Annotated in this window: 21 protein-coding genes; 13 read left to right on the top strand and 8 right to left on the bottom strand. The window is 41.4% G+C overall.

From position 1 onward, the window contains the following. Positions 1 to 23 precede the first annotated feature (23 nt). The gene (locus AAA970_RS00155; RefSeq protein ID WP_338235533.1) at positions 24 to 1,214 is read right to left on the bottom strand and encodes a BamA/TamA family outer membrane protein; all 1,191 of its coding nucleotides are present in this window, start codon (positions 1,212 to 1,214) and stop codon (positions 24 to 26) included. Positions 1,215 to 2,378: 1,164 nt separating this feature from the next. Further along, positions 2,379 to 5,219: an excinuclease ABC subunit UvrA gene (uvrA, locus tag AAA970_RS00150; RefSeq protein WP_053406373.1), complete on the bottom strand. Its 2,841-nt coding sequence runs from the start codon at positions 5,217 to 5,219 to the stop codon at positions 2,379 to 2,381. Between the two features lie 238 nt (positions 5,220 to 5,457). Between uvrA and AAA970_RS00145 the strand changes: the two genes are divergently transcribed. Then, on the top strand, positions 5,458 to 6,426 hold the full coding sequence (locus AAA970_RS00145; protein ID WP_338235532.1) for an App1 family protein: 969 nt from the start codon (positions 5,458 to 5,460) through the stop codon (positions 6,424 to 6,426). 29 nt (positions 6,427 to 6,455) lie between these two features. Further along, positions 6,456 to 7,550 carry a DUF4421 domain-containing protein gene (locus AAA970_RS00140; RefSeq protein ID WP_338235531.1) on the top strand — a complete coding sequence of 365 codons (1,095 nt, stop codon included), beginning with the start codon at positions 6,456 to 6,458 and terminating at the stop codon, positions 7,548 to 7,550. Between the two features lie 792 nt (positions 7,551 to 8,342). Here the strand turns inward: AAA970_RS00140 and AAA970_RS00135 are convergent. Next, complete coding sequence (locus AAA970_RS00135) at positions 8,343 to 9,320, bottom strand: endonuclease/exonuclease/phosphatase family protein (RefSeq protein ID WP_338235530.1); 978 nt, start codon at positions 9,318 to 9,320, stop codon at positions 8,343 to 8,345. Between the two features lie 88 nt (positions 9,321 to 9,408). On the opposite strand from AAA970_RS00135, the gene AAA970_RS00130 reads away from it, so the two are divergent. Continuing rightward, a complete protein-coding gene (locus AAA970_RS00130; RefSeq protein ID WP_338235529.1) occupies positions 9,409 to 10,194 on the top strand; it encodes a pseudouridine synthase in 786 nt (261 codons plus the stop codon). Between the two features lie 3 nt (positions 10,195 to 10,197). After that, a complete protein-coding gene (locus AAA970_RS00125; protein ID WP_338235528.1) occupies positions 10,198 to 10,581 on the top strand; it encodes a pyrophosphohydrolase domain-containing protein in 384 nt (127 codons plus the stop codon). Positions 10,582 to 11,036: 455 nt separating this feature from the next. Here the strand turns inward: AAA970_RS00125 and AAA970_RS00120 are convergent, their stop codons facing one another. Together AAA970_RS00120 and AAA970_RS00115 are read right to left on the bottom strand one after the other, a co-directional pair. Continuing rightward, positions 11,037 to 11,516, bottom strand: coding sequence for a methylated-DNA--[protein]-cysteine S-methyltransferase (locus AAA970_RS00120; RefSeq protein ID WP_338235527.1), 480 nt, complete (start codon positions 11,514 to 11,516; stop codon positions 11,037 to 11,039). 2 nt (positions 11,517 to 11,518) lie between these two features. After that, positions 11,519 to 12,724, bottom strand: a complete 1,206-nt coding sequence (locus tag AAA970_RS00115; RefSeq protein ID WP_338235526.1) for an N-acetylmuramoyl-L-alanine amidase family protein — start codon at positions 12,722 to 12,724, stop codon at positions 11,519 to 11,521. A 266-nt stretch (positions 12,725 to 12,990) separates the two neighbouring features. On the opposite strand from AAA970_RS00115, the gene AAA970_RS00110 reads away from it, so the two are divergent. Beyond that, complete coding sequence (locus tag AAA970_RS00110) at positions 12,991 to 13,473, top strand: hypothetical protein (protein ID WP_338235525.1); 483 nt, start codon at positions 12,991 to 12,993, stop codon at positions 13,471 to 13,473. A gap of 56 nt (positions 13,474 to 13,529) precedes the next feature. Further along, positions 13,530 to 13,985: an SRPBCC family protein gene (locus tag AAA970_RS00105; RefSeq protein WP_338235524.1), complete on the top strand. Its 456-nt coding sequence runs from the start codon at positions 13,530 to 13,532 to the stop codon at positions 13,983 to 13,985. 4 nt (positions 13,986 to 13,989) lie between these two features. Here AAA970_RS00105 and AAA970_RS00100 read toward each other — a convergent pair whose 3' ends face one another. Both AAA970_RS00100 and rbfA read right to left on the bottom strand, forming a co-directional pair. Continuing rightward, complete coding sequence (locus AAA970_RS00100) at positions 13,990 to 15,216, bottom strand: ABC transporter permease (RefSeq protein ID WP_338235523.1); 1,227 nt, start codon at positions 15,214 to 15,216, stop codon at positions 13,990 to 13,992. 138 nt (positions 15,217 to 15,354) lie between these two features. Further along, on the bottom strand, positions 15,355 to 15,774 hold the full coding sequence (rbfA, locus tag AAA970_RS00095; protein WP_053406382.1) for a 30S ribosome-binding factor RbfA: 420 nt from the start codon (positions 15,772 to 15,774) through the stop codon (positions 15,355 to 15,357). Positions 15,775 to 16,091: 317 nt separating this feature from the next. Between rbfA and AAA970_RS00090 the strand changes: the two genes are divergently transcribed. The 6 genes from AAA970_RS00090 to panB all read left to right on the top strand — a co-directional run bounded on the left by AAA970_RS00090 (position 16,092) and on the right by panB (position 21,702). After that, positions 16,092 to 17,498, top strand: coding sequence for a hypothetical protein (locus AAA970_RS00090; RefSeq protein WP_338235522.1), 1,407 nt, complete (start codon positions 16,092 to 16,094; stop codon positions 17,496 to 17,498). Between the two features lie 65 nt (positions 17,499 to 17,563). Beyond that, on the top strand, positions 17,564 to 18,355 hold the full coding sequence (locus tag AAA970_RS00085; RefSeq protein WP_338235521.1) for a porin family protein: 792 nt from the start codon (positions 17,564 to 17,566) through the stop codon (positions 18,353 to 18,355). Positions 18,356 to 18,470: 115 nt separating this feature from the next. Continuing rightward, positions 18,471 to 18,944, top strand: a complete 474-nt coding sequence (locus AAA970_RS00080; protein ID WP_053406385.1) for an Lrp/AsnC family transcriptional regulator — start codon at positions 18,471 to 18,473, stop codon at positions 18,942 to 18,944. Positions 18,945 to 19,126: 182 nt separating this feature from the next. Then, positions 19,127 to 19,645 (top strand): phosphoribosyltransferase family protein, encoded by a 519-nt coding sequence (locus tag AAA970_RS00075; RefSeq protein WP_253275701.1) that lies wholly within the window; start codon positions 19,127 to 19,129, stop codon positions 19,643 to 19,645. A gap of 74 nt (positions 19,646 to 19,719) precedes the next feature. After that, positions 19,720 to 20,841, top strand: a complete 1,122-nt coding sequence (locus tag AAA970_RS00070; protein WP_338235520.1) for a sensor histidine kinase — start codon at positions 19,720 to 19,722, stop codon at positions 20,839 to 20,841. A gap of 39 nt (positions 20,842 to 20,880) precedes the next feature. Further along, positions 20,881 to 21,702 (top strand): 3-methyl-2-oxobutanoate hydroxymethyltransferase, encoded by an 822-nt coding sequence (gene panB, locus AAA970_RS00065; protein ID WP_053406387.1) that lies wholly within the window; start codon positions 20,881 to 20,883, stop codon positions 21,700 to 21,702. A gap of 380 nt (positions 21,703 to 22,082) precedes the next feature. Here the strand turns inward: panB and AAA970_RS00060 are convergent, their stop codons facing one another. Beyond that, positions 22,083 to 24,974 carry a DEAD/DEAH box helicase gene (locus AAA970_RS00060; protein ID WP_338235519.1) on the bottom strand — a complete coding sequence of 964 codons (2,892 nt, stop codon included), beginning with the start codon at positions 24,972 to 24,974 and terminating at the stop codon, positions 22,083 to 22,085. Positions 24,975 to 25,112: 138 nt separating this feature from the next. On the opposite strand from AAA970_RS00060, the gene AAA970_RS00055 reads away from it, so the two are divergent. Continuing rightward, positions 25,113 to 25,289: a hypothetical protein gene (locus AAA970_RS00055; RefSeq protein ID WP_338235518.1), complete on the top strand. Its 177-nt coding sequence runs from the start codon at positions 25,113 to 25,115 to the stop codon at positions 25,287 to 25,289. Positions 25,290 to 25,420 lie beyond the last annotated feature (131 nt).

The following is a 25,420-nucleotide window of genomic DNA, read 5'->3' as shown; positions in this document are numbered from 1 at the left end:
AGAGGATCGGTAAATAATTTGGCTTAAAAAGCTTCCGTCATATTGAAATACAATAGGGTTTGGTTATTAATCGGATCCTTCCCAATGTCCATTCGGAAATTCATTCTTGGTTGTACCTCAATGCGCAAGCCGGCGCCGTAGTTGGGCAACCAGCCCTCCACATCAAATGGGTTAGGACCAACTGCTCCCACACCACACCAGGCAGCAAAACCAAATTTGCTAAAGAATCGGCCTGCCCAGGTTTTATGATCAAAATTCAGCATATGGCGGTATTCCAAAATGGCATAAGAAGTCGTTTTATCTCTGAACTGCCCCAAATAATAACCCCTTAAATCAAAGGGCGAGCCCACTTTAGACATATCTGTCCAGGGTACATTTCCCGTTGAAGTATTACTCGAAACTGTCCAGGCCAGGTTTCTTCTTTCCCCCAAAAAAGGAAGGGCTTTATATTGGCGATACTCTAACTGATAAGACTGAAAGGAATAATCACTTCCAAAAAACTTTTCATAAAACACGGCTGAGGCAATGAAATAAACCCCGGAATAGGCATTCGCCGGGAAGTCACGCGTATCGTAGGATAACTGAAAACCCAAACCGGAATTGAATATACGATCTCCCTCAGCAGTTCCTCCGGCGGCAATATAATAGGGATCTTCCACCATTAGTTCGGCAGGATCCCTGATCCTGGTACTGGTAATATCCACCTGTGGGCCTAAGAAGAAGTCAGAGGCGCCCAGGCGAAATAAGAAAATCGGATTAAATTGATAAGCCGTTGCAGCATACTGTGTGGTGGCCTCTCCTCTGGGGCGCTCCTTATTGGTTTCGAAACCTACTCCATAATAATTCTCCTGATTATCCTTGATATAGAACTGCCCAAAAATCCGGAATTTATCCTCATTGAAGAATAACTGAGGACGTACAATCGCATTAAATCCACCATTAAACAACCAGGCAAAACCCACCGGAACGTTGGAACGGTTGATCAGACTATCCGTAGGATCAGTTTTGAAGGTGAATAAGGCACTTCCTCCAATGAGGGCTCCGAAGTCAGGGGTATAGCCCGGCCCTCCCAAAATACTAAACTTAAGGTTTTTATCTTTTTTACTTTCCTGCTCAACACTATCTACCTGGTTATCAGCGAGATCTTGAGCTAGGGAAATATTAAATGTAAATATTATTACAATTAATATAACGATTTTTAAAAATCGTATCATATAAGGTAATTGAGTAATGCTATGAATGACTCAGCAATTTAATCAATAGGTAGAAATAGCATACCTATTTTTATCATTTTGACCCAAATTTACACTTTTGATTAAAGAAAATACCACTTTTGCTACATATCAATAGTAGGTAGAAATTCCTCTATTTTATGCTTGTCCGGTGAACCAAAAGAAAAACTGGGAGGGCAATTTACCATGAGTATTGATTTGCAAACGTAGGCCTTAATATTTAACACCCTAAAAGACATTTGTCCTTAACCATTTAGCTAGGCAACTGATGACTAATCTCTCTTTTCTATTACCCTCCTGTATAAATCCGCGGACATCAATTCTGCCTCCGGAAAATATAATTTTTTTACCTTCAACTGATACTTTGAAAATGGAACACTATCCCGTTCCCTGGTCACTTTGAACTTATTGTTTCTGATCTTTTTTCAAAAGGATTTCGGATCACTGTGAGCTTTTAATACTCACCCTTTAAGTTTTCTTTAAACCGAATTATAGGTGTTTAAATATTCGTTTAGCTGAAAGAAGGGCAAGGGAAGGAACCGTTCTCCTTTTCGTGTTTATCAAAGAAGGAGATGAATGTGGAGAAAGCAAGCTAACCTCAATTAGGGTATTTAAAAATCAGGGGTAATGCTTTAACTATATTAAAATTAAACCCTTAGGGTAGGCACATTGAATCTTGAAGTCGGTAATTGGGATTAATCCTGATAAACAAATCGTCAGGCTATGATCAATATAGGCTAATCCATCGCTGGTTCCTCCAGAAAACCTCAAGGTATTATTTTGATCAATAACGGACTAGGAATGGAGGGCAGGGTAATAATCCCTCAATATTATTTTCTTTGATCACAGTACTGGTGGATGCTCCTCCAATGATCATTAACTGACTTTCCATTTTTTATAGGCAAGCCTGAAATTTGGGGGGATAATTTGAGTTGATTTTAATCTCAAAGTTAACGTACTCTTCTAAAAAATTACCAACAAGGAAAAAGTTCCGCACTCAAATCCATGACCATTTAAAACAGCAACCAAAATGCTACTACTGAAAAAAGCCGATAACAGTAGAATCAAATTTTCTTGTTTACAAAAAAAGCGAGTGTTCCACGTGAAACAGTCGCTTTTTCCATCATAATTTATGTTAAATAGACTTTAGCTATTCAATTTTTCTTTAAGGTATGGCGCAGTATAGCCAACATCAATTTTTACCATTTCTTCCGGTGTTCCCGCAAATAAAACCTGCCCTCCGTTTTGTCCGCCTTCTGGTCCGAGGTCAATGATCCAGTCAGCACATTTAATCACTTCCATATTATGCTCAATGATAATGGCCGAATTTCCCTGATCCACCAAGGCATTGATGGCTTTCATCAATCGGTCAATATCATGAAAATGTAAACCAGTGGTAGGTTCATCAAAAATGAAAAGCGTGTGTTCTCCCGCCTTTGATTTCCCATGCCCCAGGAAGTAGGCCAGTTTCACCCGTTGCGCTTCTCCTCCGGAAAGGGAAGAAGAAGATTGCCCCAGCCCGATATAACCGAGTCCTACATCATAGAGTGGTTTCAATTTATTGATGATGGATTTCTGATCAGCAAAGAACTCCATCGCATCCGCCACCGTCATGTCCAGGATATCAGCAATATTCTTTCCATTATATTCCACCTCGAGGATCTCCTGTTTGAACCTTTTTCCTTTACAGCTCTCACAGGTCAGGTGCAAATCGGCCATGAACTGCATTTCGATCTTCTGCGTCCCCTCTCCCTGGCAAGTTTCACAGCGACCGCCATCCACATTAAAGGAGAAGTGAGCAGGTTTATATCCTCTTTGTTTGGCCAATGACTGACCAGACATCAAAGTTCGGATCACATCATATGCCTTTACATAGGTCACCGGATTAGAGCGAGAAGACTTTCCAATGGGATTCTGATCGACAAATTCCATACGGGTGACCTTCTCAATATCACCTGTAATCGACTTCATTTTACCTGTTTCCTCATTTACAGTACCCAGCCTTTTTCCCAAAGCAGGGTAGAGAATCTTCTTGATCAAGGTAGATTTTCCGGATCCGGAAACACCCGTCACCGTTGTCAAAACACCAAGCGGAAATTCCACATCAATATTTTGCAAGTTGTTTTCTGAGGCGCCATTAATCTTAATCGTCTTACTGAAAGGTCTACGGTTCTCTGGAACTGGTACTTCAATCTTTCCGGAAAGGTAATGGGCCGTATGGGTATCCACGCCATGCATTTCATCCAGGGTTCCCTGAAACATCAATTCACCACCATGAGATCCGGCATTGGGGCCAATATCAATAATCTGATCAGAAGCACGCATCACTTCTTCCTCATGCTCCACCACTATGACGGTATTGCCTAAATCCCGAAGTGATTCCAGCACGCCGATCAGCCTTTGGGTATCTCTGGGATGAAGTCCAATAGAGGGTTCATCCAAAATATACATAGAGCCCACCAAAGCACTCCCCAACGAAGTCGCTAATTTAATCCTTTGATATTCTCCACCGGAGAGGGTAGAGGTAAGGCGGTTGAGTGTCAGGTAGCCCAGCCCCACCCGGTCAAGATATTCCAGTCGGTTGGTTACTTCTTTGAGGATTCTTTTCGCTACACCTGCCTCAAAATCGGTTAGATTTAATGTATCAAAAAAGCTACGAGCCTCCGCAATTGGCATCAAAACCACATCGGTAATTGACTTTCCATTCACCTTCACATAGCTCGCATCTTTGCGTAATCTGGTGCCACGACAGTCCGGACAAGTGGTGCGCCCCCGGTATCTGGAAAGCATCACCCGGTATTGAATCTTATGGGTTTTACTCTGCAGGAAGTCAAAAAATTTGTTCAGCCCTTTAAAATGTTTGTTTCCCGTCCATAGCAACTCGACCAATTCCGGCTCCATATCTTCAATCGGGCGATGAATAGGGAAGTCAAAATCCATGGCGGTTTCCACCAATTTTTGTTTCCATTTTTTCATGGTCTCCGATTTCCATGGAGCAATGGCATCCTCATATACCGAAAGCTCCTTATTTGGAATCACCAGATCCGGATCAATCCCGAGAATAGAACCAAACCCTTCGCATCGCTTACAAGCCCCATAGGGATTATTAAAGGTAAACAGATTGGCAGAAGGCTCTTCAAACACTATTCCGTCTCGTTCAAATTTATCCGAATAGCTTTCAATCCTTCCATCGGTATAAGCCAAAATACAGGTGCCGCCTCCTTCAAAATAAGCCGTCTGAACAGAGTCTGCCGTTCGGAACTGTAGTTCTTCCGGAATCTCTTCAGGAATTGCCAGTCGATCTATCAATACCCGAATCTCAGCGTGATCCTTAATTTTATCATGATCAGGAAGCAGGTCTTCAATAAAGAGGATCTCCTCTTTCCATTGCACACGAGTATACCCTTTAGAGAGCAAAAGCTGTAATTCCTGCTCCATGGTCCGGTCCTCATGTTCCATCAAAGGAGCTAATACCATCAATCGCGTACCCACCTCATTAGATAGAATCTTATCGACCACATCTTCCACCGCATCTTTAGAGACTTCTTCTCCGCTGACAGGAGAAATCGTACGACCAATACGGGCGAATAATAGCTTCAGATAATCGTAAATTTCAGTAGAAGTTCCCACCGTAGACCGTGGGTTACGGGTATTCACTTTCTGCTCAATGGCTATGGCCGGTGCAACGCCACGGATATAATCTACCTCGGGTTTTTCCATTCTTCCCAAAAACTGACGGGCATAAGAACTCAGACTTTCCACATACATGCGTTGTCCCTCGGCAAAAAGTGTATCAAAGGCCAGAGAAGATTTTCCGGAACCGGACAGCCCAGTCACGACTACCATCTTATTCCTGGGAATGGCAACACTTAAATTCTTCAGGTTATTCACCCGCGCACCTTTAATAATGATATGTGACTTGGGATCTAACTGTTCCAGATCCGTGGTCATTTGGCCGTTTGTTTTCTTTGTCAGCTTTTTGCTCATAAGATCAAAGATAATATTTTTTTAAGGAGAATACCGGCATTTCCGTTGGCAGCCTGATAGGAAAAAGGCAGCTCTACAAAAGCAACACTTTTACCAAAATCAGCCTGGCCAGGGGCTTGGTCCTTTCCTTTGAAGTAACTGATAATCTAGCAAAATTGATCCATATCCAATGATAATTCCCTTCACTTTACCGCTAAAATAATTGTACCTTATAAATAAATCCTTCCGCTCATACGCTATGAAATACGCTCGTGTTATTCCTTATTTTGGATATGGTTCTTCTACTCGCGGAAGAGTAATGGGGCATATTATCCGAAAGTATAAAATCAAAGATCCTAAAAATGGGTGGTGGCGAGCCCCAAAAAATATGCAGGACATGATGAAGCGCTTCCGTCTGAAGGGGGTGGGGCGATATACTGTTGCCATCAGTATTTATGGGAAAAGGTATACGACCATTAGCGAGGAAGATGGTTTTTTTGAATTGGAAATGCAGCTGGATCATCTGCCCGAAGGATGGCACGAATATGAGGTATATGTTCCGGATCTAAAGCTTTTCGGACAGGGGGAGCTGTTCATCACCCAGAGCAAAATGGCTGTGATCTCTGATATTGATGACACCTTTCTGATCTCACATGCCCTGAAGAAATGGAAGAAATTACCCTTGTTACTTTTCAAAAATGCCCTTAACCGCAAGCCATTCTTGGGCAGATCTAAATGGTATAACCGTTTGGCGAAAGAAGGAACACAGCCCCTGTTTTACATCAGTAGTAGTGAATGGAATCTCTTTGATTTTCTTCGAAAATTTGTGGAACACCACCAATTCCCAAAAGGCGTATTCCTCTTGAACAGACTCAAAAGCAGGTGGGGCGATTTAATACAAAAGCAGGGAGAACACCACCAGTTGAAGAAATTTTATATCCTGCAACTCCTTGCTGATTTTCCGGAAATGAAATTCATGCTGATAGGAGATAGTGGGCAGCAAGACATGCAAATCTATCAGGATATTGCAAGCCATTCCCCTCATAGAATATCCGCTATTCTAATCCACCAGCTTCCTAAAACCAGCCAGGAAAAGGTGCGTCAATTCTCGGCTCGTATCAATGCACTTGACATAAGCTTCCATCTATTTCAAAGCTCAAAAGAAGCGGAAAGCTATTTGCAAAATAATCTACCTTCCCTGATCATGAATGATGCAGAATTACCATAATTTGATAATATTTGCTCAAATGAATTATTTTGAAGGGACTCTTATTTTTTTTACTGGTATTCCCGCTCTCTCTACTGGCCCAAAAAAATGACAGGGAAATCGATGAGCGCAACTTTGTTCAAAGGCTATTGGGTATTAATAATGCGCAAAAATGGTCGCATTATGACACTACCTTTATCAAGGATTATTCCCAGGACTGGACCCTAAGAATCTTTACTGCCAACAAGTTTAATCAATTCGCGGTGTTCAATAAAGACCGGGAGGTGGATCAAAGCTTACTTTACGAACCCACGCCCAGCACCAACCTGGGACTAGGTTTTAATCATAATTGGCTAGGGGTAAATGCTTCCTTTAACTTTCCATCTTCCTCGAATTCCCATGACCTTCAAACCAGCATGATGGATATGCAGGTAAATGTTTATGATGTAAAATTGGTAGGAGAGTTTAGACTACAGCGCTATCAGGGATATCATGTTCAACACCTGGGTTGGGAAGACTGGATAAAACCGACAGAGCGTGCACTTGATGTCCAGCTTGCTTACCCCAACTTAACCACCAGCTCCTTTAGTGGTAACCTGGCCTATGTATTTAATTGGAGGAAATTTTCTTACCGCTCCTCCTTTATCCAAACCCAGCGACAATTGCAAAGTGCAGGATCCTGGCTGGCGGGAGCTACTTATTTTCTTTCCTCTATCTATAACGATGGGGAAGGAATATTGGGGGAGTCCTCTATACACTTTCCCGAAATGAACTTTCAAAAATCCTTGGCCATAGGAGCTGGACTAATGGGTGGGTATGGCTACAACCTGGTCATCCGCCGTAATTTCTACACCAGCCTGACGTTCATGCTGGGCCCTTCCTATAACTACACCAATCTGGAGTACCTTGCGGAAGAACCTAATGCTAAAGAATTCAGAATGGGCTTTTGTGGTGTTTCACGTTTTAGTATCGGATATAATAAGGCCAACTGGTTCCTGGGAATCCATTCCGCTCTACAATGGAACGCCATTTTCTATGAAAAAACCGGCTTAAATAGTTATAATGGTTCCTTCCGTTTTGTGGTGGGCAAGCGTTTTGACTGGAAGCTAAAAGGACGATTTTTCAAGATAGTCGGCTTGGATTAAGCAGAAAAAATAAACGTTCCACGTGGAACATCTAAGGGTATGAAAAACGCTTCCCCTTGATAAATAATACCGCGAAAAGCCCCGATAATGCATACACAATCCGAATAATGCATGCTAAAATCCACGTTTAGTTAACCCGGATTATTCATGCTTCAATCCTCTTTTAGCTGCAAGGCGGGAAAAATGAAGGAATAGTCTCCTATTTCGAGTTTTTTCCAACGAAGCAGATGAATGAGGAGAAAGCAAGCTTGCCCAAATTTGGGCTATAAAAAAATCAGTAGAAACGATCCTATTGAGTTGATAATAAATCAGTTAATGTGAATTACTTAATTTAGCGGTGAATAATTCGGGTTAAAAATCATGAGGAGGGGATAAACCTTATTTCGATTTTTTTCACGGTGGTAAATGAAAGGGTAACAAGTAAGTTCGAGTCAATTTGAGCCGTGAAATATCAAAACACCCCCTACAACTAATGGAATATGCTTGTTTATCTCCAGGCCAAACTCATTTTACGATTTACTCTTTATGCGGGTACCTCAAAGAGGAGAAACAACAATCAATTTACCAAACACAACAGAAACAAAGCTATTGCGATGGGGTATTGGGGCTAGCGGGGAATCTTTATGAACAAGACTTCATATGCCTATCTCCCTTACAAAGTTTCAGGCCATGGTTAACAATCAGGCGAAACCCTTTTCCAGAATTCCACGACCCGCAATATAACGTTCCACGTGGAACACTAGAATATATTTAGCTTACTGCTAATAATCTCACAAGATTGATATTCATGATTTATTCTGGTGTATAAAGCTTCACACTGGCCACCACCTGCCCATGATCTGATTTCCAAACCGGCACCTTGTCCATGGATAACGTCTGATCAATCAGGTGGTCGGTATAAGTTTTCACATACTCTACCGCTCCTAATCGATGAGGGTTCCGCGGATGTAGCTCCTGTGAAACCAAAATATGATCCAGCGCGCCATAATAACCGTTATGGATATAGGTATAATAGACGTCCTGGGTGGACTGTCGTGCTTGTATATCCTTTACAGGATACAGTAACACATCCCAGATTTTCTGTTTCACGCGAGCATCAAAACGTCGATGTGGAGGGGTTCCACTGATGATATCATTGGTCACGGCCAAAGCAGAATCATTCATATCTCCCAACACCACCACAGGAGAGGAAGCTCTCCCCCTCAAACGCTCTACCAATATTTCCCTTAAAGCAACCGATTCCACGGCCCGGATCAGCAATGCCCTTGCCTTACCTTTTGCCCTTTGCACGGGATCATGCGGATCTTCTCCTTCATGGATAATAGGTCTTTTAGATTTGAGATGGGTCACAAATACAGTCATAGGAATAGTATCCACCAGAATCTCTACCCGAAGGATGGCTCGGTTAAAATTGTGAAAGGGTACTTCTGTTCCTTCAACGAATAAGGTGGAAGGAAAAGCGCGAATAACTTCCGTATGGGTTATTGGAAACAAAGAAGCCAATCCTACCGCGGGCTGATCTCCATCCGGATTTGCAGTACGTATTTCTGCTCCCCTTAAGTATTGACTTCGCTCCACCGCCTCCACTAAAGCGGAATGATGAAATACTTCTTCGAAGGCGACTATGGAACACCTCATCTTATCCAATTGCTGGGCGACCCAGTCGCACTTCTTATCATAATCCTGTTGACTGTATTTCCGGTGCCCATGGTACCTTACATTCGGCAACACTAAATTGAATAAGTTAAAATTGCCAATTTTTAGTCTCATGTACTTATACCTTAGTTTTTATATTTCTTTGAAGGAAGAGCTGTAGTATCCCTGTAAAACATAACTCCTTTCTTGGTATCTTTGTGCTATGAAGGATGAGCAATATTATTACTACCTGATCTATAAACCATTTAATACCCTTACACAATTCAAAGGAGAGGGTGATACCCTGGCGGATTTATATGATTTCCCTAAAGACGTATACCCCGTTGGAAGGCTGGATAAGGACAGTGAGGGCCTATTGATCCTGACCAATGACAAAGCGATCAATCATCAATTACTACATCCAAAGTTTAAACATAAGAAGGAGTATTGGGTACAGGTCGAAGGTGAAATCACGGAGGATGCTTTAAAGCAACTAAGAGCGGGAGTAACGATTAATGTTGAAAAGAAAGACCACTTTACCGCTCCCGCATGGGCGAAGCGAATAGCGGAACCTCCTTTGGAAAAGCGTAACCCGCCTATTCGGGAAAGAAAAAATATTCCCACCTCCTGGGTAAGTCTCACTATTACAGAAGGCAAAAACCGACAGGTGAGAAAGATGGTGGCCTCGGTAGGTTTTCCCTGTCTGCGCCTAGTAAGGGCGGGAATAGAGGAGTTGAAGGTAGAAGGGATGAAGATTGGAGAGGTTAAGAAAATTGCACAGGATCGTCTGTATGAAAGTGTTTTTGGTGACCGTAAATATAAACCACAGGCCCGACTTCAGAAGGCCGAAAAAAGATTTTCCACCGATGTATTGAAGCCTAAATCAGGCATAAAAAAGCTAGGCAAAAGAAATTTTAAGCGCCCCGAGGGAGAAGAATCCAGGCCTAATAAACCAACTTCAAATAACAAACCTAACCGTTTTAAATCGGGAAAATCCAACAAAAGATAAACCATGAAGAAACAAATTAATCAAGTTAAGACCTTTCACGAAACCTTTGAAGTAGGGATAAAAGAGGGGCCACAATTCCCTGATGAAGCCACTCAACAATTAAGAAACCGTTTACTACAGGAAGAGCTGGATGAACTCAAAGAGGCGGTTGCCAATAATGATTTGGTCGAAGTAGCCGATGCTTTGGTGGATATTCAATACCTGCTATGTGGAACCATTTTAGAATACGGTATGCAGGATAAGTTTGAGGCTCTATTCGATGAAGTCCACCGCTCCAACATGAGTAAGCTGGATGAAAACGGAAAGCCGGTAAGAAGAGCTGATGGAAAAGTGATTAAAAGTGAACTATTCAGTCCTCCGGCACTAAAGAAAATCCTGGAGGACTAATCGCCAATCTATCATTATTAAGTTTAAAAAATAAACCGACATCATTTCAGAGCCTGGGACCATTACATTATGGTTTTCCTCAGGCTCTTTTTTTCGGGCACCATCAAAAGCTGTCATCGACTGTCTTGATGATACCTTTCTCCTCTGTCAATTTTCACTTCCGATGGGCGGCATTTTTTCAATAGCATGGAAAAACTATCCCGAATTATGCATGCTTAAGCCGGATTATTAATGCTCAAATCCTCGTGCTGAGCGTGTTTAAAAGTACAGCATCCGATTACAAATTCGAATTATTGAAAGTAATTTTGGGAATTTCTCCACCACGGCGCTGCTATTCTCTCAAAAAAATCAGGTATCGCTTCTGCTATAATCAAATTTCCATTCAGAATTTTGGCTTTTAAACACACTCTAAATGCCACTAAATATTACAGCCATTTGAAGGAGGTAACAAAAAATCAAAAGTCCATTCGCATTTGCTGCAGGCCTCTTTCCAGCTTCAAAAGAAATTCCTTTCGGTCCAGTCCCCAGGCATAGCCGGTCAGTGCACCGGAGCTTCCAACCACCCGGTGACAGGGAATCAAAATGGCAATGGGATTTTTGGCATTTGCATTCGCTACAGCACGTACGAGCTTTTCATCGCCTAATTGAATGGCCAGGGCTTTATAGCTAATTTGCTTACCAAAAGGCACATTATCCAAGGCCTGCCATACCAGCTTTTGAAAGTCTGTTCCCTCCGGCCGGAGAGCTAAGTCAAAGCTTTTCCGTTTCCCTTTGAAATAATCCACCAGCTGCTGCACTGTTTTATGGATTAGGGGATGGGGATTATTCGCCTTCTTTTCCGCTACAAAGGTAAGCCCTATTACCGCATTATCAGCCACCGTAATTTTGATCACCCCCAGTGGGGAGGGATAATATCCAAAGCTTTTTTTCTGCATGATTACTCCTTTTTCAGCATACCGGAAGTAAGCCAGTTGGCAATCGCTTGTCGGTTATCGGGAACCACAATTCTCCGCTGATCTTTTGGATTGGAAATATTCCCCAACTCCAAAAAGGTGGCCGGAACATCCAGGTTTTTCAACATGTACAAGTCTCGCGTTCCGACGGTTCCATCATAGCCCCTACCCGCTCGCTTACTTTTATACTTTTGCTCAATGGTTTTGTAAAGAGAGGTCGTAAAGGCTTTAGAGTCCTTGCTGTTCTTTTGATAGTACAGAAACATATCAATGTTCTGGCTTTTTTTACGACTATCAATATGCACCATCACGGCTCGTTGATACTTGTACCCCTTTGCTTTATTGTATTTATAGAGTGAATTAACCACATCGGCACGTTGCTTTAAGCGCGCCTTTTGATTCAGTGGAATCTTTTGACCTTCCCAACACGTTTCGTGCTCTGTTCGCTTCAAAATGGTCTCATCCCGAATTCCATCATGCTCATCCCGAATAATCACATAAGCCTTTGCTCCACGTGAAATCAGATTACGAGCTAAGCGAAGCGCCACATCGTAAGCATACTCATGCTCATACAATTTATACTTTCCATATCGGCCAATAGCTCCGGGATCAGGTCCGCCATGTCCGGCAATCACATAATAAACACAACCATCCAGACGCTCGTCCTTTATTTCTACTTTCTCATAATCCGGGCCAAATATGGGAAAAATGGTTTCTTTCTCCTCTACTTTAGCCTTGGCTATTTCCAATTGCGGATCTTGCATCATATGATAGGGCACCCAAAGTTCAAGATCTTTACGGAAATCACCCGCCTTTAATTTCGCTTTGAACATGTCATCATTATAATCCGCAATATCCTGTGCTATTGCCCAACTGGTAATCCCGAGGGTGGAGCGAATGCTCTTCCCATTATATTTTACCTTATACAAGGGTAGTGCATAATGCTTTCCAACCTGCAAATGCTTCTTGGGCCCAAGTTGGTTAAGCCCATAAAAATAATCCAGGTTCTGAGAAAAATCGATCAAATGAAACCTTCTCAAAAGGGCAAATACTCCCTCTCCTTTTAGCACTTCCGCGCTAACATATTCATAGTTCTCACCATTTTGGCCATGAACAGCAGAAAGACCAAAAGAAAAAATAAAACATAAACTGAGTACAAAAGCTACTAAAAAGCTTTTAGGTAATGACATGCTTGGATAATTGAATGCGTAAAATGAATTTCAAATTGAAAGTTAAAGATTACAGTGAAAAAATAGAAGGTTTTAGCCCTTAGCTTTAAAAGGTTATCCAAATAGCTTGTACATTTCATCCATTTATTGGTAATTATTACTTGATATAAAGTAACGATTTAGGATATTTGCTTAACACTTAAAACCAATAAGTGGTTTCCGAATGCTAAGCCTACCCTATCGACTTCCTTATTAAGTCCGATTCAACTTTAATTTATAATATCAACATGAAAAAGTTTCTATTTGCATTCTTATTCCTTGCAGGCATGGCTATTGTTCCTGCAAAAGCTCAGATCGTTCAGGGTTTCTTTGTATATGGTTTTGACCAATTCAATAACCAGGGTAGCGATAAATCTTTCAACACATACGGGGCTGAAGTCAACGTATTTATCCCTAGCTCCAAATGGGGAATTAATGCGGGTTACAGCACGGGAAAAGCGGAAGCAAATGGTATGGATAAAAAAGCACATAACTGGAACATCGGTTTAGCTTATAAGGCCTTGAAGTTACCATTAATCTCTGTTGCTCCTATTGTTGGTTTGAATGGTTACTCCCAACCTAATTTGAAAGATCCAATGGCAAACTTTACCAGTGATACGGAATTCGGTTTGGATCTGGGGGTAAGTGCGCATATCACCTTTATTGCGGCTATCGCCAAGTATGACCCCATCGCCAATTATGGGGAGATTGGTATAGGTTTCTCCTTCTAACGAACCCTACGCTTCAAAGCATCGTAAGCCACTTCAATTACTGATGTGGCTTTTTTATGCGATTAAAAATCAATACCCGGATTAATGCTCCTTTAGAATTGGTACAGGAGCACTTTGCTCAGGACCTTTTTGAGCAATTAAATCCACCTTTCCCCAAGGCTGCAGTATTAGTTTATGAGGGAAATTATCCGGGAGCCAGGGTGGAACTGGAAATTGACTTTCTCTTATTCAAACAGAAATGGATTAGTGAAATTACTACGGTCCAAAAAGAACCAGACAATTATTCCTTTATTGATGAAGGTCGCCAGCTCCCCTTTTTTCTCAAAAATTGGCATCATCATCATCTCCTGCTTAAAAAAGGCGTGCAAACTGAAATAGTGGATGATATCCAATTTAGCTCCGGCAATTCACTACTGGACCTGCTTTTGTATCCTGGCCTGTTAATCCAGTTCCTCTACCGAAAACCCATTTACAAAAGCTACTTTAACTCCTTATCGAAATCCCTTCGCTAATCGCTTATTGCAATAATGCATTATCATCATATTTGGTCGCCATACTTGCTGGGCGGAAGGAAGCCAGGCTGGTCACGATGATCAAGGTCAGGGAAACAATCAAAAAGTCTATCCACTCTATTTTAACCGGATAATCATCAAATATAGCCGTTTGCATTCCCATCTTGACAAAGCCAAAAGTATCCTGTAGATATAAAATTCCATATCCGAGAGTAAGGCCGATAATCGCACCGGTGAAGGAAATCAAAATCCCTTCATAAAGGAAAATCTTTTGAATCGTATTTCGCTCAGCTCCCAGGGTATACAATACGGCAATGTCCTTTTTCTTTTCAATGGCCAGCATGGAAAGCGTAAAGAAAATCGTGACCGATGCCACCCCGATTATGAAGGCGAAGGTTAAAAAGACGAAGAACTTCTCGAGTTTTAGTACACGGATCATTTCAGCGTGCTGCTCATCCTGTGTCTGGATTTCGAAGTCATCTCCTAACATTTTTTGAAGGGCTGCTTTCACCTCTGGTATTGCCCGGGTAGGGACAATTTGAATCTCCAGAGCGGTGCGTCTGTTGCCATACTCCAAAAGGTCCGCCGCAAAATCAATCGGGACAAAGACATAGTTGTAATCAAACTTTCGTTCTATAGCAAAGACACCCGAGGGCGCGATTATTTTCCGATTAGTGAGCTTTGTCGGGTCAATGGAGTTAACCTTTCCCCGCTTGGGATAGAAAAATTGTAAAGGGTAAAAATCATTCTTTAAAGATAATGAAAGCACATATTGCACACCGCGGCCAATAACCGCAAACATCTTGCGCCCATCGCGCAATTTAAAATCTCCTTCCACCACCATGGAATCCAGTCGGTGCTGATCCACATAGTTGTCACTCACTCCTTTCATGGTAATGACCACCTGCGCATCCCGATAACGCACAAAGGCATTATCCTCAATCACTTCCGTCACGACCGACACCCCGGGTAAGGCCTGAATGTCCTCTAGCGTGGTCTTATCCAGTTCAAATGATTTGCCTTTGGTCGGTACTACTTTTAATTCCGGATCGAAAGTATTGTACAAGTTTTTGATCATTTCTGACATCCCATTGTAGACGGAAAGCACGATCACCAAGGCCATCGTAACAATCGCTACTTCAATCATAGAGATGATGGAAATGATGCTAATAAAAGAACTTTTCTTCTTTGACCAGAAATACCTTTTGGCAATAAAAAATGGGGTGTTCATGTAATTATAAAATCAAGGGCGATGGGCTAAAGCAATAGGCCTTAAAGATATTTTCCTAAAAAATGATGGAATAATTATCTATATGCGTGAAAATAAAAACCACGAACATTCGCTTTCGTGGTTTCTATCAGCAGATGATTAATCTTCATCTTCGTCTTCCAGTTTATCGAAATCATAATCGCCTAATTTATAGCGATCATCATTCTCTTCCGGAATCTCAATATCCTTCAACAAGTTATTAATTCTTTCGGCCTGATCCAGCGTTTCATCCAAATAGAAATTAATCTCCGGTACAATACGTACAATCTTCCCAATACGCATCCCCAGGTGTTTACGAATTTCACTTTTCAGATCCGTAATTTCTGCCAACAATTCGGCCTTATTTTCTACCAGCATAAAGCTCAGGTAGACTTTGGAAAAACTTAAATCCGGGCTGATTTCCACATCAGTCACGGTGATAAAGCTATTTCCAAAATGGTGACGCATTTCCTTTTGAAAAACGTCACTCAATTCCCGCTGAATCATTTTCGAGAATTTTTGCTGTCTTTTACTTTCCATATATTTTTATCTATTTATTACTAACACCACCTCAATTTTCATCCAAAAGCGCCTGACTCATTATAAAAGGTCAAAAAGAATACTACTTTTGTAAACGACAGTTACCTGAAATTGAGGTACCCATGGAGCTGAATCAGAAATCTCTTTTTTCAAGCTCACCTTCTAAATCACCTCCTTGATAACGACTAAACGGTATTGTACTGCAAAGCTGCGACCAAAATAATCGGGATTCAAAAGGAGTTTTTAAAATTTAGCTTGAAAAGTGGTATTTCTACTCCATAACTGAATTACAAAATTAACTTAAAAAGTAGAATTCATTGCTACGCTTTTTTAGAATCAACGACCCTTTTCGACTTTTAATTATTACAGTCATCCTTATTGCTGTCAGACTCCCCTTTTTAGTAGAGAACAGCCTGACGCAATACGAACTAAAATGGATGTTGGTCGGCGAACAGTTGGCCATGGGAAAATCCATGTATCTGGACGTTTTTGACCACAGCGGACCACTTTCCGCAGGCATGTATTGGTTACTGAGCATGATTTCGGGTAGATCCCCAATACTTCCCAGAATTCTGGCTTTGGTATTGGTACTGCTCCAGGCCTCCATTTTCAATAATATCTGTAACCGCTTCAAGGTTTATGAGGAAAGTAATTTTGTCCCCAGTTTATTGTATACCCTGGGGATGAGTTTGTTTTTCGAAATGCAGATTCTCTCCCCGGAACTTTTAGGGCTTTCCTGTCTTATGATGGCCTTATATTACTGCATTGAGCATATCACCTCCAGGGAACGGAACGATGAAATCGTCATTCGGATGGGACTCATGCTGGGCCTTGCCACCCTCTTTCACCCGATATTCTTTTTCTTCTTCCTCGGTATATTTATCATGATGATTTTCTTTTCGAATACCATCGTGAGGCGCTATGCCGTTATCCTTTACGGATTCTCCATACCCATTTTTCTTGCCGGGCTTTATTATTTCTGGAAAGATGCCGGAACGAATTTCATCCACTTTTTTATAACGGAAAATATCAAAAGCATCACCCCTATGTTCAACAGCCTGGTGGTTTGGTCTCAATACTTGCCCCTGATCGGTGCGCTGCTGCTTTTCTCGGTGTTTGGACAGATAAAAGCATTATCTACCTGGCACATGAATAATCGCCAGACGCTCATAACCATCACGATGATTTCCCAATTGGTGGTAGGTACTTTGATCACCATCCTACTTCGGCCCAAAAATCCCCATGATTTTATCATCCTGGTTCCCTGGCTGGCATTTTTCATTCCTTTTTACTTTTTCCGATTTCGAAGAAAATGGCTTTCTGAGGTATTCTTTGGTATCCTGATTTTAGGGATGATAGTGCCGGGAGTTTTATTGGATGCCGCTTACTGGGCACCTAATCAAAGATTAGAAAAGCAAGCATATTTATTGAAGGAAACGAATCTGCCTGCGATAAAGGATAAAAATATTTTGGTTTTGGGAGAAGACCTCAGTCCCTATTGGGAAGCACGGGCGGATCTGGCTTATATCGGCTGGCAAAGCCTTGCTGCGGACCTGAAAAACGACAAAAAAATTGCCCAATACCGCATTTTGGCCAGCTTTGGAAAACAATTGCCCGAAGTCATTATTGATCAGAAAGAAGTAATGCCCGAACTGGAAAATAGGGTTCCAAAGCTTAAAGCACAATATGTCCGGAATGGAAATACTTATCAGCTGAAAAATTAACACTTTTTAAAGATGTCCGAAAAATTAAAAGACTATCTTTGCCTTGATGTAATTAATCTAATATCATGAAGAATACCTGGATGCTCATCATTGCTGCCCTTTTCTGTGGGTATCAAGCAGTGGCTCAAGAAACAAGTACAGATAACAATAACCAAGAAAAACTAGAATCTTATTCTAATCCTCAGAAAATGGCCAGGCCAAGTCTACCTGGTTCCTTTATGGTTTCTTTTGGATTTAATAATACCATTGGTGGCGACAATGACTTTCGTCTGAACTGGTGGAGATCAAAATATTTTAATGTTTCCTACCTCTACCCGGTTCCGCTAACGGAAAAAATTTCTTTTAACGGAGGTTTTGGTATCGGAATTAATAACTGGTCTTTCCAGGATAAAGTAGGTATCGTTTCTGATGTAACCAATGCAGGAGCTCCAATTGTCACTATCTCTGATAATGCCGGGGATTTCCCATTTACCAATATGGAGGATATGAAGAGATCTAAACTGGCCATTACCTATATTGATATTCCTTTGGAATTTCGCTACACCTCAAAAGGGGCGGATACCAACCGTGGCTTTAGGGCAGCAGTAGGTGGACGTGTAGGTTACCGCATCGGTGGTGGTAACTCTAAGCAAACCCTTACCGGAGGAAGAACATACAAAGCCAAAGAAGATTTCTTCCTTAACCAGTGGAGATATGGTTTGTCTTCTTCTATCGGTTACTCTTGGATCAACATCTCTTTCTATTACGGCCTGAGTGATATTTTCGAGAAAGACCAACTTCGAATGAGCGGAGACCTGGCCTCCCCAATCAACCCCGGAAACCCTTACGAGGTGGGAATCACGATTGACTTGTTCTAAAATACGCAAGCCCAAAGAAAAAATTAGTTTTTTATATAATCACAAAATATTATTTGCTAGATTTGCCTGGTAAACTATATTTTTAACTGCAGTTATTATTATTTAAGCATTGGTTATGGCCTATCAACAAAAATTTGATAAAATTGACCGTAAGATTTTAGAAATCTTACAAAAAAGTGCCAAAATCACGAACGCTCAGCTTTCCAAAGAGATTGGTCTTTCTCCTGCACCTACTCTGGAACGTGTCAAGAAATTGGAGCAATCTGGGATTATTAAGAGCTATCATGCCAAATTAGATACTGAAAAAATTGGGCTTGGGGTATCCACCTTCCTTATTATTAACCTTAAAGGGCATAATAAAGAAACTTATGGAGCTTTCATGGAACACATCAATAAGATTGATGAAGTAGTGGAATGTCACTTGATTACCGGTTCAGGAGAATTTCTTCTGAAGGTAATCACGCAAGACATTGCTTCTTATCAAACCCTGATGCTGGATCATATTTCCGCCATTCCTGAAGTAGATAATATGCAATCTATGGTAGTGCTTTCAAGCTTGAAAGATAGTAAGGTGATGCCTATCCCTTGATAGCGAATACATTTAAACAGCTTTAAAAATCAGAAATTTATACTGGATTAATCCAGTGGTAGATTTCTGATTTTTATTTTTATAAGCATTAGTTTGATTATATTTGAAATCCAAAAACCCTTTGGGGCTAAAGTGGGTCTAACAAGATATATTAAGCTCACCAAAGGCCTCTAAGAAAAGAAATGACAAAAGAAATGAACAGCCCAAAGAATAAAATTCTTGATCAACAACAGGTTCTGCAAAAGATCAAAAGAATGGCCTATGAAATCTATGAGCAGAACTATCAGGAGACAGATATCTATTTGGCCGGCATACCGGAAAGTGGTTATCTTTTTGCTCAGATTCTGAAGAAAGAACTAGAAAAAATAACGCCGATAAATATTCATTTATTTTCTATAATTGTTGATAAAAAAGATCCACTATCAAATGATATTCAATTGGATACGAATCCTGAACAATTAGAAAATAAAACCGTCATCATAGCAGACGATGTTATGAATACAGGAAAAACATTCTTTTATGCGCTCAAACCGCTGCTTTCTATTCCTTTGAAAAAGTTACAAACCGCTGTACTCGTTAACAGAAGTCATACGGTTTATCCGGTTGCAGTGAACTTTTCAGGCTATGAATTAGCGACGATTCTCACCGAACACATCGAGGTAGATTTATCGGAGGGAAAAGAATGCGTTTATTTATTTTAGATTTTTTTTTTGTATATTAACAGGATCAAACTCACATTTCTTAATTAATAATTATCAATCGCATCACTGTTCACATGCCTTATTCTGATGTAAATTTGTCCAAAAGTCAGTCTATCAAAGACTTGACCTCGAATACCGAGGAATCGGTAGCGTCTAGACGAATGCACAGAGAAAGACTCCTGGAGGAGGCGGCGCTTGGACAGGTGAGTTGCGAGATTGAAAGTGGGAAAATTATTTCCCTGACTAAGGTGATTAAGAAACTGATTGGTGAAGTAGATGTCAATACCAGTCTATATGATCTTTTCGCCAGTGCCGACGAACTCAAAGAGATTAAATTAATTCTCAGAGCCGGAGGCCCGATCACCCAAAGGGAACTACAGTTTATCCGACCGGCAGATGGCCAGTTGATCTGGATAAATTTCACTGCACTACCTGCTGAAGATGGTAAAACCTTTGATGCCATGCTCAGGGACATCTCCCGTCAGCAGGAAAGTCTGGTAGAGCTGCAGCGTGTGAATCAGGAGTTGGATAATTTTGTTTACCACTCCTCTCATGACCTCCGTTCTCCACTACGTTCCATTTTAGGACTGGTTCAGATTCTTAAATTAGATCGGGACGAGAAGACCATCGATAAATGTCTGTTGATGATTGAAGAATCAGTAGACCGTTTAGATGGTATCGTCACCGAAATGTTAAGCCTTTCCAGGAATCGTCATTTGAATGATTCTATTCAAAATGTAAACATGCTGGTGGAGGTGAATCAAGCTATTGAGCATTTTTACACCGTGATTGAAGATCGCGGACTATTATTCAAAACGGATATTCGTCAAAGAATACCCTTCTTTTCTGACGTTGCCCGCGTTAGAATTATCCTCAACAATCTTATCTCTAATTCCATCAAGTTCCGAGAGTCCGGGGTTAGTTCCCCTTATGTATCAGTCTCGGTACGATGTAACTCCAAAAAGTTAACCTTAACCGTACAAGACAATGGCGTAGGAATTCCTAAAGACAAGCATGAGAAGATTTTCGAAATGTTTGTTCGCGCCAACGAAAAAAGCAGCGGGTCTGGATTAGGACTCTACATCGTGAAACATGTAGTGGAGAAATTGGAAGGCAGTATAAGTGTTCAATCCACAGAGGGCGAAGGCTCTGTTTTCACCGTAGAATTACCTAATTTAGCACCTCAAGTGAAATAGTGCACACCCATCCGCCTGGCGGGTGAAAAATTAAAGGTAATGTCTGTTCATAAAAAAGAAATCAAGAAAAAGGTTACTACCCACCGCCTGATGAAAATGAAACAGGAGGGGGAAAAAATCTCTATGCTTACGGCTTATGATTATTCCATGGCCAAGCTTATCGACGGTGCCGGTATCGACATCATCCTTGTTGGAGATTCAGCATCTAATGTAATGGCGGGTAATGAAACGACCCTTCCAATCACATTGGATCAAATGATATACCATGCTACTTCAGTAGTAAAAGCCGTTGACACAGCATTGGTAGTGGTTGACATTCCCTTCGGCTCCTATCAGGGAGACTCTCACAAAGCTTTGGATTCTGCCATCCGAATTATGAAAGAAACGGGTGGACATGCCGTAAAAGTAGAAGGTGGAGCGGAGATCAGGTCTTCCATTGAGCGTATCTTAAGCGCAGGTGTACCTGTAATGGGGCATTTAGGCCTTATGCCTCAAAGTATTTATAAATACGGAACCTATACCGTACGTGCAAAGCAGGAAGAAGAAGCGGAGAAATTGATAGCTGATGCCTTGTTGCTGGAAGAATTAGGCGCTTTTGCATTGGTATTGGAAAAAATCCCTGCAGAATTAGCGAAAAAAGTGGCGGAGAAGTTAACCATTCCGGTGATTGGAATTGGTGCCGGATCCGGTGTTGACGGTCAGGTATTGGTGATGCACGATATGCTGGGCATCAACAATGAATTCAGCCCTCGCTTCCTTAGAAAATATGCGAACCTTCATGAGGAGATCACCCGTGCGGTAGGTCGATATATTGAAGATGTAAAAGCAGTAGACTTCCCGAACGAAAATGAGTGCTATTAATTAGCCATCTAAGATAAATGAAAAAATCCCCGGCTTTTATAGAGGCCGGGGATTTTTTATGCTTAAGCCCGATAATTGGCTTAGCCCGAATTATTCACCGCTAAAATTATTAACCAAGCGGAAGTGGCTTATTTTCAACTCCTTGAAACTTGTTTTCTTTGAGTTATAATAGCCCAAATTGGGGCAGGCTTGCTTGCTACTCATTCCTCTGATTCATTGGAAAAAACTTGAAATAGGAAAATTCCCCCATTTTTACCGTCTTGCAGCTAAGCGAGGATTTTAGCAGGAATAATCCAGCTGAAATAGCCCAAAGGCGGGAAGCCAGCTGCTCACAAGACCAATATCCATTGAACAGGTTCAATTGCTTTGAAGAAATCGGCTTAACTCAATAAAGATTCAATATCATGTTGAGAAAGTTCCTTGACAAAACTCTCCTCCGTAGTGATTAAAGCGTCTGCCAGCTGTTGTTTATTCTGCTGCAAAGCCAATATCTTTTCCTCCACAGTGCCCTTACCAATAAACTTGTAGGTAAATACCTTTTTCTTCTGACCAATCCGGTGAGCTCTGTCCACGGCCTGCAATTCCACTGCAGGGTTCCACCAGGGATCAAGAATGAATACATAATCCGCCTTAGTCAGGTTTAAACCAACCCCTCCGGCTTTTAATGAGATCAGGAATACTTGCACCTCATCATTATTCTGGAAGTTGTCTACGGCCTGCTTACGGTCCTTGGTAGTACCATCCAAATAGGAATAAACAATATTACGCTCTTCCAACTGCTGACGGACCAGGCTAAGGTGCTTAACATACTGGCTAAAGATCAAAATTTTATGCCCCTCAGAAATACCACTTTCCAGGGTGGTCATCATATCATTCATCTTTCCGGATTCGCCCTTGTACGCCGTCTCCACTAAAGCGGGATGGTTAGCAATCTGGCGTAGCTTAGACAAACCTTGCAATAAGGTGAAATGTGATTTCTTCAGGCCTTCCTCTTCAATCTGCCCCAAAATCAAATCGCGATAATAACTCTTCACCTGATCATAGCGCTTCTGCTGCTCGGGTGCCATGCTGGAATATTTGACATTGACCACCTTCTCCGGCAATTCCTTGGCCACCTGCGACTTATGACGACGCAAAATAAAGGGCTTTATCAGACTATACAGTTTCTGCGTTTTCTCTTCATCCTTTTTCTTTTCAATCGGGTTCAAATACTCATTTCTGAAAAAAGATTGCCCGCCCAAAAGCCCGGGGTTAATAAAGGTAATCTGTGACCATAAATCCATGGTACTATTTTCCAAAGGCGTACCTGTAAGAATCAGCCTGTTTTTGGAATTCAGCTTCTGAACGGCCTGGGTAATATTGGAAGCTGGATTTTTGATCGCCTGAGACTCATCCAGAATCACATAATTGAAATAGAACTGGCTCAGTATATCTACATCCAGACGAATAATGCCATAGGAGGTCAACACCAAATCATAATTGGAAAACTTACTGACATCCTTATCCCGATTGGTCCCGGTATAAATCAACACTTTCAGCTCCGGGGTAAATTTCTTCGCTTCAATTTCCCAATTGTAAATCAGGGAGGTCGGCATCACCAACAAGGAAGTTCCCTGACTGCTTTCCTCCTTGGAGGCCTGCAATAAGGCCAAAGTCTGGACTGTTTTTCCCAGCCCCATATCATCCGCCAAACAACCACCAAATTTATACTGCGCCAAAAAGCGCATCCAGTTATAACCGGCCTTTTGGTAGGGACGAAGCTCCCCGGAAAAACCATCCGGAATCGCATAATCCTCTATCTGCTCAAAGTCCCGTAACTGTTCCAGCTTGCGGTCTATGGTCACTTTGGCCTGGGTATCCTGCTGTAATTCCTCCACCAACATCAAATGATGCTTTTTCAGAATCACCTCCGAATCATCCTCAGGATGATCTTCCAGAAAGCCGACCAAATCCGCATATTTGGAATACCATTCGGCTGGTACTAAAGCCAGCTCACCATTAGGTAGCGTCAGCATGCCATCCTTACGCATGGCATTTTTCAACGACTTGATGGAAATACGATATTCCCCAAATTGAATGGTAGCGTGAACATCAAACCAGTCGATATTCTCCCGAATCTCCAAAATGAATTTCGCCTCTCCCACAAAGAACTTACGCCCCACTTCTGCATCTCTCTGCTGGAAATTAAAGCCTTCTTTTTGCAGGTCTTCATAATGCTCATTGAGCCAATTCATTCCTTCTTTTAAGGGCAATACCCATTCTTCAGACTGACTGACTCCCTGAAATCTGGCAAGTCTTTCTTTAAATGCTTTTTCTGCTTTAAAATTTCTTTTGGTTCTATGAAAAGCAAAGCCCATCGCGTTTTCTTCTAAACGCACCCCATAAGGTTGAAAATTCCTGGCCGGATAGGCCGAATCCCCATACTGAAAATTTAAAGACAAGGCCAGCATGGCCTCCTGATTGGTATCTGTTTCGGGCAATATTTCATGGTAAATCAAAACAGGAATTACTGGCTTCTCCTCCGTGAAAACTTCGAAAGAATCACTTTTCACATCAAAGGAAGCCACTAAAGGGGTCACGAACTTTTGGAAATAATTCGCCCGAATTTTATCCGGAATCATGATGAAGAATTTCCTCAAAAAAGGAATCAGCTTCTTTCCATCTACCGGAATTTTAAAATGATAAACTTTTCCATTCGCCACTAACCAGGCAGGTTCTTTACAAAGCAAATAAGACCCATTCTGCTTAAACTGTATATTTTCCCCTTCGCAGTACACTGTCGGGAAATAACGCGTGTGATCTTCCCTTTTCTTGAAATGGAACCATAGAGAAGCTTTTTCCCCTGCCCACTGCAATTCACTTTCCGCCGGATAACCATCCTTTCCCATTTCAAAGATCGGTTTACCTACCAAAAGCGGAAGGAGCTTGGCGCGTTGTATTTCCAGATAGGCATCTACCTCATCCTTTATACCCGCTTTATTTACTTTATAATGTTTCTCGAAAAAATCTGTCAGCGAAATATGCTTTCGCGAAAATTTACGCATAATAGCGTCCTGCTGCATGGCATCGATGATTTCCAGCAACTCATAATCTCGCTCATCCAGGCCTTGTTGAAACTCCGGCGCATTCTGAGCAGAAATATTTTGATAGGACAAAGTCAGCTTTCCTTTAGCATCTTCTTGAATTACAAAGGACTCAAATAGGTAGCCCAGGCACTCATGTTCAAAAAGAGAATAGATTAATCGGAAAGGCTGATCAGTAGCTACTTTCATTAAAAATAAAATTCGTGAACATGCAAAATACGGCAAAATCTCTTTTAAAAAAATGAAAATCGCATTCCTGAGATGGTCGATTCATCGGTAATTCTGATATTTGCATCTTCAAATTAATTGTAAAAAGGAAGCTTCCTCATGAAAAAATGGATCAACATACTGGCCTGGATAATGGCATTCGTCGCAATCATCGTGTTTTATGCCTCAATTCGGTTTCATGAACATGAAGTACCCCTGACTTTTGCCGCTCTGGCCTCTTTATTGGCAGCCTATGGCGTACACCAGTGGTCGAAGAAAATTAATGAGAAGAAATAAGCTGGGCGAAGCTAATAGGAAAGCGCCCCACTGTTTTTTCTAGTTTTAGAGGCAATAGGAAGATTATAAGATCGTGAAACCTTTTTTTTCACGACTTTCAAAAGGTATTCGCCAATTAATTGCTGAAAAAT

Source organism: Persicobacter diffluens, assembly GCF_036244895.1.
Lineage (GTDB): Bacteria > Bacteroidota > Bacteroidia > Cytophagales > Cyclobacteriaceae > Persicobacter > Persicobacter diffluens.
Note: the sequence above shows the minus strand (reverse complement) of the source record. Positions and strands in the feature narration are given on the sequence as shown.